Origin of the sequence: Roseomonas sp. KE2513 (assembly GCF_016107305.1) — a bacterium.
Taxonomy (GTDB): Bacteria; Pseudomonadota; Alphaproteobacteria; order Acetobacterales; family Acetobacteraceae; genus Roseomonas.
Genome location: NZ_RCVR01000029.1, coordinates 1 through 15,035, shown reverse-complemented (window position 1 = coordinate 15,035; position 15,035 = coordinate 1). Strand labels below are relative to the sequence as shown.

Annotated in this window: 13 protein-coding genes; 12 read left to right on the top strand and 1 reads right to left on the bottom strand. The window is 69.6% G+C overall.

Annotated features, from left to right (window positions below; genetic code table 11):
• The first annotated feature begins 4 nt into the window (after positions 1–4).
• The 4 genes from nuoN to D9599_RS22445 are packed head-to-tail and all read left to right on the top strand — an operon-like array spanning position 5 to position 4,638.
• Entirely contained in the window at positions 5–1,426 is a 1,422-nt protein-coding gene (gene nuoN / locus D9599_RS22460; RefSeq protein WP_198383541.1) for an NADH-quinone oxidoreductase subunit NuoN, read from the top strand.
• Positions 1,423–2,145, top strand: a complete 723-nt coding sequence (locus tag D9599_RS22455) for a biotin--[acetyl-CoA-carboxylase] ligase (RefSeq protein WP_309228686.1) — start codon at positions 1,423–1,425, stop codon at positions 2,143–2,145. The genes nuoN and D9599_RS22455 overlap by 4 nt, the downstream gene beginning before the upstream one ends.
• A 22-nt stretch (positions 2,146–2,167) precedes the next feature.
• Positions 2,168–2,989, top strand: coding sequence for a type III pantothenate kinase (locus D9599_RS22450; protein ID WP_198383540.1), 822 nt, complete (start codon positions 2,168–2,170; stop codon positions 2,987–2,989).
• Positions 2,986–4,638, top strand: a complete 1,653-nt coding sequence (locus D9599_RS22445; protein WP_198383539.1) for a ribonuclease J — start codon at positions 2,986–2,988, stop codon at positions 4,636–4,638. The genes D9599_RS22450 and D9599_RS22445 overlap by 4 nt, the downstream gene beginning before the upstream one ends.
• 7 nt (positions 4,639–4,645) lie before the next feature.
• On the opposite strand, the gene D9599_RS22440 is transcribed toward D9599_RS22445, so the two are convergent.
• Complete coding sequence (locus tag D9599_RS22440) at positions 4,646–4,933, bottom strand: hypothetical protein (RefSeq protein ID WP_198383538.1); 288 nt, start codon at positions 4,931–4,933, stop codon at positions 4,646–4,648.
• Between the two features lie 83 nt (positions 4,934–5,016).
• Here D9599_RS22440 and D9599_RS22435 point away from each other — a divergent pair, with 83 nt between their 5' ends.
• The 8 genes from D9599_RS22435 (at position 5,017) to D9599_RS22400 (ending at position 14,926) form a co-directional block, all read left to right on the top strand.
• On the top strand, positions 5,017–5,277 hold the full coding sequence (locus D9599_RS22435) for a DUF1467 family protein (protein WP_198383537.1): 261 nt from the start codon (positions 5,017–5,019) through the stop codon (positions 5,275–5,277).
• Between the two features lie 316 nt (positions 5,278–5,593).
• Positions 5,594–6,910 carry a proline--tRNA ligase gene (gene proS, locus D9599_RS22430; protein ID WP_198383536.1) on the top strand — a complete coding sequence of 439 codons (1,317 nt, stop codon included), beginning with the start codon at positions 5,594–5,596 and terminating at the stop codon, positions 6,908–6,910.
• A complete protein-coding gene (locus D9599_RS22425) occupies positions 6,910–8,163 on the top strand; it encodes a lipoprotein-releasing ABC transporter permease subunit (protein ID WP_198383535.1) in 1,254 nt (417 codons plus the stop codon). The genes proS and D9599_RS22425 overlap by 1 nt, the downstream gene beginning before the upstream one ends.
• A complete protein-coding gene (locus D9599_RS22420) occupies positions 8,156–8,860 on the top strand; it encodes an ABC transporter ATP-binding protein (protein ID WP_198383534.1) in 705 nt (234 codons plus the stop codon). The genes D9599_RS22425 and D9599_RS22420 overlap by 8 nt, the downstream gene beginning before the upstream one ends.
• 49 nt (positions 8,861–8,909) lie before the next feature.
• Positions 8,910–9,872, top strand: a complete 963-nt coding sequence (locus D9599_RS22415; protein ID WP_198383533.1) for a tripartite tricarboxylate transporter substrate binding protein — start codon at positions 8,910–8,912, stop codon at positions 9,870–9,872.
• A complete protein-coding gene (locus D9599_RS22410) occupies positions 9,872–11,101 on the top strand; it encodes a M28 family metallopeptidase (RefSeq protein WP_198383532.1) in 1,230 nt (409 codons plus the stop codon). The genes D9599_RS22415 and D9599_RS22410 overlap by 1 nt, the downstream gene beginning before the upstream one ends.
• Positions 11,102–11,155: 54 nt before the next feature.
• The gene (dnaE, locus tag D9599_RS22405) at positions 11,156–14,614 is read left to right on the top strand and encodes a DNA polymerase III subunit alpha (RefSeq protein ID WP_198383531.1); all 3,459 of its coding nucleotides are present in this window, start codon (positions 11,156–11,158) and stop codon (positions 14,612–14,614) included.
• A gap of 141 nt (positions 14,615–14,755) precedes the next feature.
• The gene (locus D9599_RS22400; RefSeq protein WP_198383530.1) at positions 14,756–14,926 is read left to right on the top strand and encodes a hypothetical protein; all 171 of its coding nucleotides are present in this window, start codon (positions 14,756–14,758) and stop codon (positions 14,924–14,926) included.
• Positions 14,927–15,035 lie beyond the last annotated feature (109 nt).

The following is a 15,035-nucleotide window of genomic DNA, read 5'->3' as shown; positions in this document are numbered from 1 at the left end:
GACGATGAACTGGACCCTCGCCCTTCCCGAGACCGTGCTCTCGGTCGCCGGTCTCGGGCTGCTGCTCGCCGGCGTGATCCCGAAGCGGGATACGACCTTCCCGATCACCATGGGCACGCTCGGCGCGCTGCTCGTGGCGGCAGTGCTTGTGCTGGGCGCGCCGGACGGCCAGGCCTTCCATGGCCAGTTCGTCTCAGATGCCTTCGCGCGCTTCGCCAAGCTGCTCATCCTGCTCGGCGCGGCGACGGGGCTGCTGCTGGCGCTCGACTGGAACGAGAAGCAGGGGATCGCGCGCTTCGAGTTCCCGATCCTCGTGCTGTTCAGCACGGTGGGGATGATGGCCATGGTCTCGGCCTCGGACCTCATCACGCTGTATATGGGGCTAGAGCTGCTCTCGCTCTCGCTCTACGTCATCGCGGCCTTCGACCGTGACAACGCGCGCTCCGCTGAGGCCGGGCTAAAGTACTTCGTGCTCGGCGCGCTGGCCTCCGGCCTTTATCTCTACGGCGCGAGCCTTACCTACGGCTTCGCCGGCACCACCAACTTCTCGGCCATCGCGACGGCGGTGTCGGGGGAGGGGGGCGTCTCCCTCGGCGTGCTGGTGGGCATGACCTTCGTCGTCGCGGCGCTGGCCTTCAAGATCTCGGCCGTGCCCTTTCACATGTGGACGCCCGACGTCTACGAGGGCGCGCCGACGCCGGTAACAGCCTTCTTCGCCTCCGCGCCAAAGGTGGCGGCGGTGGCGCTGCTGGTGCGGGTGCTGGCCGATCCCTTCGCGGAGCTGGCGGAGCAGTGGCAGGGGGTGATCTGGCTCGCCTCGCTCGGCTCGATGCTGCTCGGCTCGCTCGCCGCGATCCGCCAGTCCAACATCAAGCGGCTGATGGCCTACTCCTCCATCGGCCATGTCGGCTACGCGCTGATGGGCCTGGCGGTGGCGACCGATGTCGGGCTGCGCGGCGTCATGCTCTACATGGCAATCTACATCATCATGAACGCGGGGGTCTTCGCCGTGCTCGTGGCGATGCGGCGCCAGGGGCGCTCGCTGGAGCGGATCGAGGACCTCGCCGGCCTCGGCCGGACGGATCCCGCGATGGCGCTGGCCATGGCGATCTTCATGTTCTCGATGGCGGGCATCCCGCCGCTCGCGGGCTTCTTCTCCAAGCTCTACGTCTTCCTGGCCGCCGTGCAGGAGGGCTACTGGGTGCTCGCGACGGTGGGCGTGCTGACCAGCGTGGTGGGCGCCTACTACTACCTTCGCATCATCAAGATCATGTATTTCGACACCGCCGAGGCGGCGCTCGACCGCCGCTCCTCCGCCGTTTCCTTCGTGCTCGCGGGGGCCGGGCTGTTCAACGTGCTGTTCTTCCTCTTCCCGGCGCCGCTGGTTGCGGCGGCGGCGGCGGCAGTGGCGGCGCTGGCGGGGTGAGCAACCTGCCGGCGGGCTGGCGGATGCTGGTTCACGACCAGCTCCCCAGCACCGCCGATCTTCTCCGCCAGAAGGCGGAGGGCGGGGCTCCGGAGCGCCTCGCTATCCTCGCCCGCCGGCAGACGGCCGGGCGGGGCACGCGCGGGCGGACCTGGGAGTCGCCGCCGGGCAATCTCTATCTTTCCGTGCTTCTCCGGCCCACCGCCCCGGTGCGGGAGGTCCCACAATGGGGGCTGCTGGCGGCGGTCGCGCTGCACGCGGCCGTTTCGCCGTTCGCGGCCGGGCTGTCGTTGAAATGGCCGAACGATCTACTTCTCGGCGGGGCAAAATGCGCGGGCATTCTCTCGGAGGCCGCGCTGCGTCCGGATGGCCGGCTGGACTGGCTCGCCTTCGGCATCGGAGTGAACCTCGCCTTTGCGCCCGAGGTGCCTGGGCGGCGAACGGCCACCCTGCCGGCCCCCGTCCTGCCACCTGAAGAGGCTGCGGCGCGGCTCATGGGATCGCTCGACCATTGGCGGGAGGTTATGGAAACCAGGGGTTTCGCGGCAATCCGTGAGGCTTGGCTTGAGCGGGGCCCACCCATCGGCACGCCGATCTCCGTCACCGCTCCTGCCGGCCCGCTCCTCGGCAGCTTCGAGGGGCTGGACGGGACCGGTGCATTGCTTATCAGCACCGCAGGCGGCATGGAAACGGTAACGGCCGGGGACGTTCACCCCTGAGGAGCCGAGAGGGACCCCAGCGATGCTCCTGGCGATCGATGCCGGCAACACGAACGTCGTCTTTGCCGTCCATGACGGCGAGGAGTGGCGCGGCCGCTGGCGGATCGCGACCCGGGCAGACCGGACGAGCGACGAGTACGCGGTATGGCTGCTCGCCCTGCTGTCGCATACAGGACTGAAGCCTTCCGACATCACCCAGTGCGCCCTGGGCACCGTGGTGCCGGCCGCCCTCTACAGCCTTCGCCGCCTCGTGCGGGACTGGTTCGGCTGCGAACCCCTGGTTGCCCGCGGGGACAGCGTGAACTGGGGGTTCGAGATCCTGATGGACCGGCCGAAGGAGGTGGGGGCCGACCGGCTGCTCAATGCGCTGGCCGCCCACCACCACTACAGCGGTCCGCTGATCGTGATCGATTTCGGCACCGCCACGACCTTCGACGTGGTGGGGGAAGGGGGCGCCTATGTCGGCGGCGTCATCGCGCCCGGTATCAATCTTTCCATCGAGGCGCTGCACCGCGCCGCCGCCCGCCTGCCCCGCATCGGCATCGGCCGACCGCAGGCGGTAATCGGTCGGGACACCGTGCCAGCCATGCAATCCGGCATCTTCTGGGGCTATGTCGGCCTCGTCGAAGGGCTGGTCGCGCGCATTCGGGCGGAGCACGGCAGTCCCCTTAAGGTGATCGCGACCGGCGGCCTCGCCCCCTTGTTCGCTGAGGGCACGACGGTCATTCAACATACTGACCCTGATATCACGCTGGAGGGGCTGCGCCTGTTGGCTGCCCGCAACCCGCCCCCCATCTTCCACAAGACAACGCTTCCAGAATCTCTCAAGAACGAGAACGAATGACCTTCGAGACAACGGACGACCTTGCCTTCCTCCCCCTGGGGGGGACGGGCGAGATCGGAATGAACCTTAATGTCTATCGCCTGGACGGGGCCCTCCTGGCGGTGGACTGTGGAATTGGGTTCGGGGGAAGCGAATTTCCGGAAGCGGAGATCCTGGTCCCCGATCCTGCTTGGTTGACGGAGCGGCGGGACCGGCTGGTCGGGCTGGTCATCACCCACGCGCATGAGGACCATCTGGGGGCGGTCGCTTCCCTCTGGCCGCTGCTGCGCTGCCCACTCTATGCCAGCCCCTTCGCGGCGGCGGTGCTGCGGCGCAAGCTTGGTGAGGCCGGGATCCTCGGTGAGGTGAAGCTGCACACGGTGCCGCTGGCCTCCCGCCTGCTGGTCGGCCCCTTCGATCTCCAGTTCCTTCGCGTCGCGCACTCGGTGCCCGAAGCCCAGGCGCTAGCGATCCGGACGCGCTACGGCACCGTCCTCCACACAGGCGACTGGAAGCTGGACGCCGATCCGCTGATCGGGCCGCCCACCGACGAGGCCGGCTTCGCGGCCCTCGGCCGGGAAGGGGTGCTCGCCATGGTCTGCGACAGCACCAACGCGCTGGTGGACGGCTTCTCCGGCAGCGAGGCCGGCGTGCGCGTGGCGCTGACGGAGCTGATTGCCGAACTGAAGGGCCGGGTGGCCGTCGCCTGCTTTGCGACCAATGTGGCGCGGGTGGAATCCATCACCCGCGCGGCCATGGCGGCCGGCCGGCGGGTCGCGCTCTTCGGCCGCTCGCTCCGCAACGCCGATGCCGCCGCGCGGGAGACCGGCTACTTCAAGGACATCCCGCCCTTCCTCGACGAGGAGGAGGCCGGATACCTGCCGGACGACGAGCTGCTGATCATCTGCACCGGCAGCCAGGGCGAGCCGCGCTCGGCGCTGGCCAAGATTGCGGCCGATACGCACCCCCAGATCTCGCTCGGCGAGGGGGACACGGTGATCTTCTCCTCCCGCATGATCCCGGGGAACGAGAAGGCGATCATGGCGGTGGAGTCCGCCCTGTTCCGCGCGGGCTGCCGGGTCATCACGCCTGATTCGGAGCACCCTGTGCACGTCTCCGGCCACCCCGCGAAGGAGGAGCTGCGCCGGCTCTACGAACTGGTGAAGCCGCGCCACGCCGTGCCCGTGCATGGGGAGTGGCGCCACCTGCAGCAGCACGCGGCTCTGGCCCGTGACTTCGGCGCCATCCCGCACCTGATCGAGGACGGTGACATGCTCCGCCTCGGTCCGAACCCGGTCGAAGTCTGCGAGACTGTGCAGAGCGGCAAGCTGGCGGTGGATGGGGCGCGTCTGCTGCCGTTGGAGGGCAACGTGCTCGGCGCACGCCGGCGGATGCTGTTCAACGGCGTGGTTGTCGGCTCGCTTGCCGTGGATGAGGCGGGACGGGTTCGCGGGCAGCCGCAGATCTCCGCCCCTGGCCTCTTCGACCAGGGGGAGGAAGCGACCAACCAGATCGCCACCGACCTCGCGCGGCTGGTGAACGACATGCCGGCGGGGCTGCGCCGCGAGGATACGGCCCTGCGAGAGGCTGCCCGCACGGCGCTGCGCAAGGCGATCGGCCGACGGGTGCGCAAGCGCCCGCTGGTGGAGTTGCACCTCCTCCGGGTCTAGCGCCCGTTCAGCGGAGGTTGAACTGGAGCGTCACGCCAGGGGCGGGTGGCGCGTAGGCCATGGGCGGGGCATAGGCGTTGTGGCGGCGCCAGCGCTCCTCCCGCCAGGCCTCGCGCCTCGCGGCCTCACGGCGCCAGGCCTCGCGGCGCCAACGTTCCTCGCGCCAGGCTTCGCGGCGGTCCCAATCGCGCCGGTCCTCCCAGCCGCGCTCCCAGGGCGGACGGGCCTCGGCCGCCTGGGGCAGCAGGGGCATCGCCGATAGGGCGAGGCCCGCGAGGAGGATGATGCGTCGCATGGCGGTCTCCTTCCGGGTCGGTTATCTCCCCAACGCACGACCGGCCCGCGGGATTACGGCACCGGAATGGCAAGGAAGCGGACATGGGCTGGGTGACGGGCACCGTCGTGTACTTCCTCGTGTGGTGGACGGTGCTTTTCGCCGTGCTGCCGCTGGGGGTGAACCCCGATCCCGATGGGGAGGCGACGGGCGGCTGGCGCGGTGCGCCCCGCCAGGTGCGGGTGCTCAGGGTCGTGCTTATCACGACCTTGCTGTCGCTTCTCGTCTGGCTCCTCATCGAGTGGCTGGTACGGGCGGATTGGCTCTCCTTCCGGGAAGGATGGCTTGCAAAGCCCAATGATTAGGCATTCGCCTGCGCTCACGATTTTGTAGCTAATAAATCGATCATTCGGATGCGTGCTTCGCCACTTTTTTCATCTTGTGCGGCCTGAAAATTCTTCCGTGCTCCGCTGGCCTGACGCATCATCGGGACATGGAAGAGGGCTTTTCCTCTTCCGCCGTGTGACTGGCGTTTCCTCCCTAAACTCGGGCCGTCCCTTCGGGGCGGCCCTTCTTTTTTGCCCCATGCGCCGCAGGGCGCCTCTGGCGCATTGCGCCCCCAGCGCCTTGCTCTAGGTTGCGCGCCGAACGACCCCCCTGGCCTTACCGGAGCCCGCCCACTTGCGCCTGTCCCGCGCCTTCCTGCCCACGCTGAAGGAAACGCCCGCCGAGGCGCAGATCGTCTCGCACCGCCTGATGCTGCGGGCGGGCCTCATCCGCCAGACCAGCGCGGGCATCTATGCCTGGCTGCCGCTCGGCCTGCGCGTGTTGCGCAAGGTGTCGGAGATCGTGCGCCAGGAGCAGGACCTCGCGGGCGCGCAGGAAATCCTGATGCCGACCGTCCAGCCGGCCGAGCTCTGGAAGGAGAGCGGCCGCTACGAGGACTACGGCAAGGAGATGCTCCGCATCACCGACCGGCACGACCGGGAGATGCTCTACGGCCCAACCAACGAGGAAATGGTCACGGACATCTTCAAGGGTTACGCAAAGTCCTACCGCGACCTGCCGCGCAGCCTCTACCACATCCAGTGGAAGTTCCGGGACGAGATCCGCCCCCGCTTCGGCGTGATGCGCGGGCGCGAGTTCCTGATGAAGGACGCCTATTCCTTCGACATGGATGCGGAGGGCGCGCGCAAGTCCTACCGCCTGATGTTCCGCGCCTATCTCCGCACTTTCGCGCGGATGGGGCTGAAGGCCATCCCGATGCAGGCCGATACGGGGCCGATCGGCGGCGACCTCTCGCACGAGTTCATCATCCTGGCGGATACGGGCGAGAGCCTCGTCTACCTGCACAAGGACCTGCTCGATTTCGACGTGCTGGCGCAGGATCCGACCGGCACGGGCGATCCCTCTCCAGTCGTGGATTTCTGGACCAGCCGCTACGCCGCGACGGACGAGAAGCACGACGAGGCCGCCTGGGACGCCATTCCCGCGGAAGCGCAGGTCACCGCGCGCGGCATCGAGGTGGGGCATATCTTCTACTTCGGGACGAAGTACTCGAAGCCGATGGGTCTGACCGTCGCGGGGCCGGACGGCACGCCGGTAATCCCCGAGATGGGTTCCTACGGCATCGGCGTCTCCCGCCTGCTGGCCGCGATCATCGAGGCGGGGCACGATGAGGAGGGCATCATCTGGCCCGACGCCGTCGCACCCTATGCCTGCGCCATCCTCAACCTCAAGCCCGGCGATGCCGCGGCGGATGCGCTCTGCGAACAGCTCTACGGTGCGCTGGGGAGCGAGGCCGTGCTCGACGACCGGCCTGAGCGTGCCGGCGCCAAGTTCGCGGATGCGGACCTTGTCGGCTACCCTTGGCAGGCGATCGTCGGCCCGCGCGGCGCGGCGAAGGGCATCGTGGAGCTGAAGCGCCGCGCGACCGGCGAGCGGCTGGAGCTGCCGCTCGAGGAAGCGCTGGCGAAGATCCGCGCGACGCTTCCCTGATGTTCTCCCCTTTCGAGCGCGCCGTCGCCTTCCGTTATCTCCGCGCCCGCAAGGGGGAGCGGTTCGTCTCGGTCATCGCGATCTTCTCGCTCGTGGGGATCGCGCTGGGGGTGGCGACGCTCATCATCGTCATGTCCGTGATGAACGGGTTCCGGCAGGAACTGCTGGGGCGGATCCTCGGGCTGAACGGGCATCTCGGCGTCTATGCCGCTGACAATGCGGGGCTCAGGAACTTCGACGACATCGCGGCCCGCATCCGCAGCCTGCCCGGCATCGCCTCCGCCACGCCCATCGTGGAGGGGCAGGTTCTCTTCACCAGCGAGGAGGGCGGCGCGACGGGTGGCCTGGCTCGTGGCATCCGGCCGGAGGACCTTCGGGCGCGGCCGCTGATCGCGGGCAATATCCGCGCGGGCGATCTCTCGCGCTTCGGCGGGGACGACACGATCGTCATCGGCACGCGCCTGGCGCGGAAGCTCGGCATCCGCGTGGGGGAGAGGATCACGCTCGTCTCGCCGCAGGGGCGCGCGACGGTCGTCGGCACCGTGCCGCGACTGCGCGCCTACGAGGTGGTCGCGCTCTTCGAGGCGGGGATGCAGGAATACGACGCGAGCTACGTCTTCCTGCCTTTCGGCGCCGCGCAGATCTACTTCCAGCACCGCGACAGCGCGACGCAGGTGGAGGTCTTCGTGGACGACCCATCCCGCGTGCGGCTGGCCACGCGGGAAATCTTCCAGGCCCTGCGCGGCATGCCCGTGCGGGTGCTGGACTGGCAGGATTCCAACTCCTCCTTCTTCAACGCGGTGCAGGTGGAACGGAACGTGATGTTCCTCATCCTCACCCTCATCATCATCGTGGCGGCCTTCAACATCGTCTCGTCACTGATCATGCTGGTGAAGGACAAGGGGCGGGACATCGCGGTGCTGCGGACGGTGGGCGCGACGCGCGGCGCCATCCTGCGGATTTTTCTGCTTGCCGGGGCCTCGATCGGGGTTGCGGGCACGCTGATCGGTTTCCTCATCGGCCTCGTCTTCTGCTTGAACATCGAGAACATCCGGCAGTTCCTGCAGTCGCTGACCGGCACGGACCTGTTCAGTGCCGAGATCTACTTCCTGACAAAGCTGCCCGCCGTGGTGGAGCCGATGGAGGTGGCGCAGGTGGTCGGCATGGGGCTCGCGCTCTCGCTGCTGGCGACGATCTATCCCTCCTGGCGCGCGGCGCGGCTGGACCCGGTGGAGGGGCTGCGCAATGCCTGACGCGCCGCTCGCATCGCCGAATGGAACGCCTCTGGCGCTGCGCGCCGTCGAGCGCCGCTACCGCACGGAGGCGGGGGAGCTGCCGGTGCTGCGTGGCGCCAGCCTCGATCTGGTGGCGGGCGAAATTGTCGCCTTGGTCGCGCCCTCCGGCACCGGCAAGTCGACGCTGCTGCATGTGGCGGGCCTGCTGGAGAAACCTGATGGCGGCCAGGTTCTCGTCGGGGGCCGCGACTCCGGCAACCTGCCCGACGACGTCCGCACGGCGCTGCGGCGGGACACGATTGGCTTCGTCTATCAGTTCCACCACCTGCTGCCGGAGTTCACGGCGGAGGAGAACATCGTGCTCCCGCAGCTCGCCGCCGCCCGCCCGCGACGCGAGGCGGAGGCACGGGCGCGCGAGCTTCTCTCGGCCTTCGGCCTGTCGGATCGGGGCCATCACCGGCCGACGCGCCTCTCGGGCGGCGAGCAGCAGCGGGTGGCGATCGCGCGCGCCTTGGCGAACAGTCCGAAGGTGCTGCTGGCGGACGAGCCCACCGGGAACCTCGACGTGGCCACCGCCGACCGTGTCTTCGCGGAGCTGCTGGGAGCCGTGCGCGGACGCGGCGTCGCCGCGCTGATCGCGACCCACAACCCGGAACTGGCGGCGCGGATGGACCGTACCGTCACGCTGCGGGACGGGCTGATCGTCCCGGGTTGACGAACCGTCGATGGACAGGGAGCGGCGCCCGCTCCTAGGCTCCGCGCCCATGCCTATCAGCCGCCGATGCCTCCTTTTCGCCCCCACCGCACTGGCGGCGCCTGCCGCGCTTGCGCAGGGCGCTTGGCCGCAGCGTCCGCTCCGGGTGATCGTGCCCTATGCGGCGGGTGGGCCCTCCGACATCGTCGCACGCCTCCTCACGCCCGGGCTGGCGGCGGCGCTCGGCCAGCCAGTAGTCGTCGACAACCGCCCGGGCGCGGGCTCGATGCTCGGCACCGAGGCGGCGGCGCGCGCGGCGGATGGCCATACCGTCCTGCTCGCCGACTCACCCTTCACCATCATCCCTGCGGTTCAGGAGCGCGTGCCTTACGATGCCGCGGCGGACCTTGCACCCGTTACGCTTATCGGCGCGGTCACGATGATCCTTGCCGTGAACAGCGGCTTTCCCGCCCGCAGCGCCTCCGCCCTGGCCGAAGCGGCGAAGTCGCGTCCGGACACGGTTTCCTTCGGCTCCTCGGGCATCGGCAGCCTCTCGCATCTTCTGCCGGAATGGTTCGGCCAGCTGACGGGCGCGCGCTTCGCCAACGTCGCGTATCGCGGCGCGGGGCCGGCGCTTCAGGACGTCGCGGCCGGGCAGATCAATGCGATCTTCTCCTCGCCGGCCTCGATTGAGGGGCCGCTGCGGGCGGGGCAGGTCACCCCTATCGCCGTCGCGGCTCCTCAGCGCCTGCCGGCGATGTCCGAGGTGCCGACACTGCTGGAGGGCGGCATCGACCTCATCGCCGACAACTGGTTCGGCGTGCTGGCGCCCGCCTCCGTGCCGGTGGAGGCGCGGGCGCGGCTGGCAGCGGCCCTCTCCGAGGTGATTGCCAGCGAGGACGTGCGTGCCCGCCTTACTACCCTTGGCCTGGAGCCCCGACCGGCGGGGCCCGAAGCCTTCGCCCGCGTGCTCGACGCAGAGTTCCGCCGCTGGGCGTCGGTAGCCCGCGCGGCGGGTGTGAGCGTCCGCTGATGGAGGCCTTTCTCGGGCGGCTGGCCGCCGATTCTGGACTTCGCGCCGACTTCGAGGCTCTCTGCGACTTTGGTGGCCGCGTGCAGGGCAGCGCCTCGGCCGAGGCAGCCTTCGCCTGGACCCTGGCGCGCCTGCGCGAGACCGGCCCTGCGACGGAAGAACCCGTCCCCTACGGCGGTTGGACGCTCCGCCGTGCCGCCTTGTCGCTGCCGGACGGAACGGCGCTTCCACATGTGCCGCTCTTCGGCTCCGGCAGTACCGGGCCCAACGGGCTGGAGCTGGAGGTGATTGATCTTGGCCGCGGCGCGCCGGAGGACATCGCGGCGGCTGGGGAAGCGGTGCGCGGCAGGGCCGTGCTGCTGCGGCACGAGTATCCCTTCGCCCCCTGGACCATCCACCGCCGCTTCAAGCTGGCGGCCGCGGCCGCCGCAGGCGCGGCGGCGGCGCTGATGGTGCAGCCGGAACCGGGCATTGGGCCGGTCTCGGGTGGCGCGAACGGCGTGCCGATTCCCTGCTTTGGCGTGGGGATCGAGGTAGCGGCCCGGATCGCCGGCCGCCGCGCCCGCTTCTTTCTGGAAGGCGAGGCCGCCCCGGCGACGGCGCCGACCCTGGTGCTGGACCTTCCTGGTGGAGGTGAGGGCCGCGTCGTGCTCTCCGCCCACCTCGATGGCCATCCACTGGGCGAGAGCGCGATGGACAACGCCACCGGCCTCGCCGCCGCGCTGGCTCTTGCGCGCGCGGTGGCGCCCGACCTGGCCTCCTGCCGGCGCGGCCTCACCCTCTGCGTCTTCGGGGCGGAGGAGTGGGCGCTCTCGGGCTCGAAGGCCTGGCTCGCCGCGATGAACCCGGCACAGCGCGCGGCCATCCGGTTCAACCTCAACCTCGACAGCATCGCGGGCCATCCGCGGCTGACGGCGCTGACCAGTGGCTTCCCAGCTCTCTCCCCGTTCCTGCGGCGGGCCACCGCGGCGATCGGGGCTGAGGTCGCGGTGCATCTTCCCCTCATGGTCAATTCCGACCACGCCAATTTCGCCGCCGTCGGCATTCCGGCGCTGCGCCTCATCGCCGGCTTTGATGCGCCGGAGGGGGCACTGCGACATCTCCTCACCGGCGCCGACACTCGCGCCGTGGTGCCGCCGGGCGAGCTGAAATCGGCGGCGATTACGGCCGGCGCCATCCTCTGGGCAGCCCTGAACGCGAGCGACGAGGAGATCGCGGCACTCGCCTGACCGTTCCGCTCCTTAAACCGCGCGAATCGGGCGGAGCGGGCCTATATTCAGGGCATGCCCTCCAGCTTCGTGCACCTCCACGTCCATTCCGCCTATTCGCTGGCGGAGGGCGCCATCAAGGCCGACAAGCTGCCGGGCCTGGCCCGCAAGGCCGGGATGCCCGCGCTGGCGCTGACCGACACCGCCACGATGTTCGGCGCGCTGGAGTTCAGCCAGTACGCGACGAAGGAGGGGGTGCAGCCCATCATCGGCTGCCAGCTCTGGCTGGCGCGCGCGAAGGAGCCGGAGCGGCCCGAGGCGGCGCGGCTGCCGCCGGACCCGGTGGTGGCGCTGGCGATGAACGGGGCGGGGCTGCAGAACCTCCAGCGCCTCTCCTCGCTCGGCTGGCTGGGGGAGGACCCCTCGGGCAAGCCCGCGATCAACCTCGACCAGCTCCGCTCCCACGCGGAGGGGGTCTTCCTGCTGACGGGCGGCACGCTCGGCCCGCTGGGCCGCCTGCTGGCGGAAGGTCGGCGGCCGATGGCGGAGGGGCTGCTGGCCGCGCTGCGCGAGGCCTATGGCGACAACCTGGCGGTGGAGCTGACGCGCCACGGGACGGAGCGCGACCGCGCGGTGGAGCCGGGCCTGCTGGCTCTGGCCGATGCCGCGGCCACGCCGATCGTCGCCGCCAACGACGTGTATTTCGCAACCGAGGCCGGGCACGAGGCGCATGACGCGCTGCTCTGCATCGCCGAGGGCCGGACCCTGGCCGAGCCCGACCGGCGGCGCCTGACGCCCGAGCACTGGTTCAAGCCGCCGGCCGCCATGCGCGCCCTGTTCGCCGACCTGCCGGAGGCCTGCGACAACACGCTGGCGATCGCCCGCCGCTGCGCCGTGATGGCGGAGACGAAGAAGCCGGAGCTGCCGATCTGCCCAAAGGTGCAGCCCGGCATGACCGAGGCCGAGACCGTGCGCGACATGGCCACGCGCGGGTTGGAGGGGCGGCTCGACGCCCAGGGCACGCCCGAGGAGAAGCGGCCGGAGTACCGGGAGCGCCTCGACTTCGAGCTGGGCATCATCGAGAAGATGGGCTTCTCCGGCTACTTCCTCATCGTGGCCGACTTCATCCAGTGGGCGAAGGAGCACGGCATTCCCGTGGGCCCCGGCCGCGGATCGGGCGCGGGCTCGGTCGCCGCCTGGGCGCTGCTGATCACCGACCTCGACCCCCTCCGCTTCGGGCTGCTGTTCGAGCGCTTCCTGAACCCCGAGCGCGTCTCGATGCCCGACTTCGACATCGACTTCTGCCAGGACCGGCGGGAAGAGGTGATCCAGTACGTGCGCCGCGAGTATGGCGAGGACCGCGTCGGCCAGATCATCACCTTCGGCCGGTTGCAGGCGAAGGCGGTGGTGCGCGACGTCGGCCGCGTCATGGGCATGCCCTACGGCCAGGTGAACCGCATCGCGGAGCTCATCCCCTTTAACGCCGCGAAGCCGCCGACGCTCCAGGAGGCGCTGGACGGCGAGCCGCGCCTGAAGGAGATGCGCGAGACCGACGAGAACGTCGATCGCCTCATGCACACGGGCCTGCAACTCGAAGGCCTCTACCGCAACGCTTCCACCCACGCGGCGGGCGTGGTGATCGGGCGCAAGCCGCTGATCGAGATCGTGCCGCTCTACCGCGATCCGCGAAGCGACATGCTGGTGACGCAGTACTCGATGAAATACGTCGAGAGCGCTTCGCTGGTGAAGTTCGACTTCCTAGGCCTCAAGACGCTCACCGTGCTTGAGCGCGCGGTGAACATCCTAAAGGGCCAGGGGATCGAGGTGGACCTGACCACCATCCCGCTGGATGACGCGAAGACCTACGCCATGCTCGCCAAGGGCGACGCGGCCGGCGTGTTCCAGTTCGAAGGCCAGGGGATGCGGGACTGCCTCCGCATGATGCGCCCGGACCGCTTTGAGGACCTGATCGCCGCCGTCTCGCTCTACCGCCCGGGCCCGATGGCCAACATTCCGGCCTACTGCGCGCGCAAGCACGGCGAGCCCTGGGAGCCCGTGCACCCCGCGATGCGCCCGCTGGTGGAGGAGACCTACGGCATCCTGGTCTACCAGGAGCAGGTCATGCAGATCAGCCAGGAGCTGGCAGGCTACTCGCTCGGCGGCGCGGACCTGCTGCGCCGCGCCATGGGCAAGAAGATCCGCTCGGAGATGCAGGCCCAGCGCGCGATCTTCGTGGAGGGCGCGACGGCCCGCGGCATCCCGAACGACAAGGCTGGCGAGATCTTCGACCTGATGGAGCGCTTCGCGGAATACGGCTTCAACAAGTCGCACGCCGCCGCCTACGCGCTCGTCTCGTACCAGACGGCCTGGTTGAAGGCGAACCACACGGTCGCCTTCCTCGCGGCCTCCATGACGCTCGACATGGCGAACACCGACAAGCTCGCCTCACACCTGCAGGAGGCGTCGCGCCTCGGCATCAAGGTGCTGCCGCCCGACGTGAACCGCAGCGCCGCCGAGTTCACAGTGGAGGTACAGGAGGGGGAGGACGGCACGAAGGTGGAGTCCATCCGCTTCGCGCTGGCTGCGGTGAAGCGCGTGGGCCTCGCTGCCATGCAGGACCTCGTGCGCGTGCGCGGGGAGGGCGGGCCCTTCCGGTCCCTCTCGGACTTTGCGGACCGTGTGGACCCGAAGCAGCTCAACAAGATGCAGGTGGAGAACCTCGCCCGCGCCGGCGCCTTCGAGTGCCTGGACCCCAACCGAGCGCGGGTGACGGAGGGGGCGGAGCTTATTCTCCGCCGTGCCCAGGCGGCTGCCGAGGACCGGGGTAGCGCCCAGATCGGCCTTTTCGGCGCGCCGGGCGCCTCCCCGGACACGCCGCCGCTGCGGCTGCGGGACATGCCGGACTGGCCGCAGCTCGACCGGCTGGAGAAGGAGGCGGAGGCGATCGGCTTCCACCTCTCCGCCCATCCGCTCGACACCTATATCGACACGCTACGCAAGCTGAACGTCTGCCCCATCGCGAAGATGACGGAGCGCGCCCAGGCCGGGGCCGGGCGGCTGAAGCTCGCCGGCACGATCATCGGCGCGAAGGAGCGCACGACGAAGACCGGCAGCCGCATGGCCTGGATCCGCATCTCGGACGCCAGCGGCAGCACGGAGGTCACCTGCTTCTCCGAGATCCTCGGCAAGTGCCGGGAGATGCTGGTGGAGGGCAATGCCGTGATTTTCTCCGCCGAGGTGCGGGTGGATGGCGAGGCCGTGCGCCTCACCGCGCTCGACTGCGAGCCGCTTGAGCGCGCGGCCCAGTCCATCGGCCAGGGCCTGCGGATCGAGGTGGCGGCGATGGAGGCGATCGACGCTCTCCGAGCCCTGCTCGAACGGGAAGGAAAGGGCAGGGGAGAGGTCATCCTCATCCCCCGCACCGGGCCCGGGCAGGAGGTGGAGCTGACCCTTCCCGGTCGCTGGAACGTCTCGCCGCGACTGGCCCAGGCGATGAAGGTGATCCCAGGCGTGGAGGCAGTCGAGGCGGCCTGAACGTTCCCCCGCACCGGTTCAGGCATTTGTGGCATCCGGCGCGAACGCTTGATAACCTGTTGTCCCGATGCCCTCGGAGCCGAAAAGAGGGGCTGGACGGGTGCAATCGGGGTTCCGCGCCGATCAAGCCTGGAGGCTGTCATGGACCTCTATTCTCCCTGGTGGCGGGTGTCACACCCGGGATCGAGCCTGGCCCTGGCGGTAGTGACTGTCGCCGCCGCGGCTGCTCTCATCCTTTTCGAGTACGTCCTCGACTGGCCGGTCGTGATGGAGACCGAGAGAGCTTCGGAGGCGGGCAGGTCGCAGGGTTGAGGCCGGCCTCCGGCGCAGCCCCGTTCGCCGCGTCTTCCGCCCGCACGTCTTCCCGGCGCCTTCCGGGCCCGGATCTCCTGTGAGGGGTTTGCTTCTGAAGGCCCTCTAG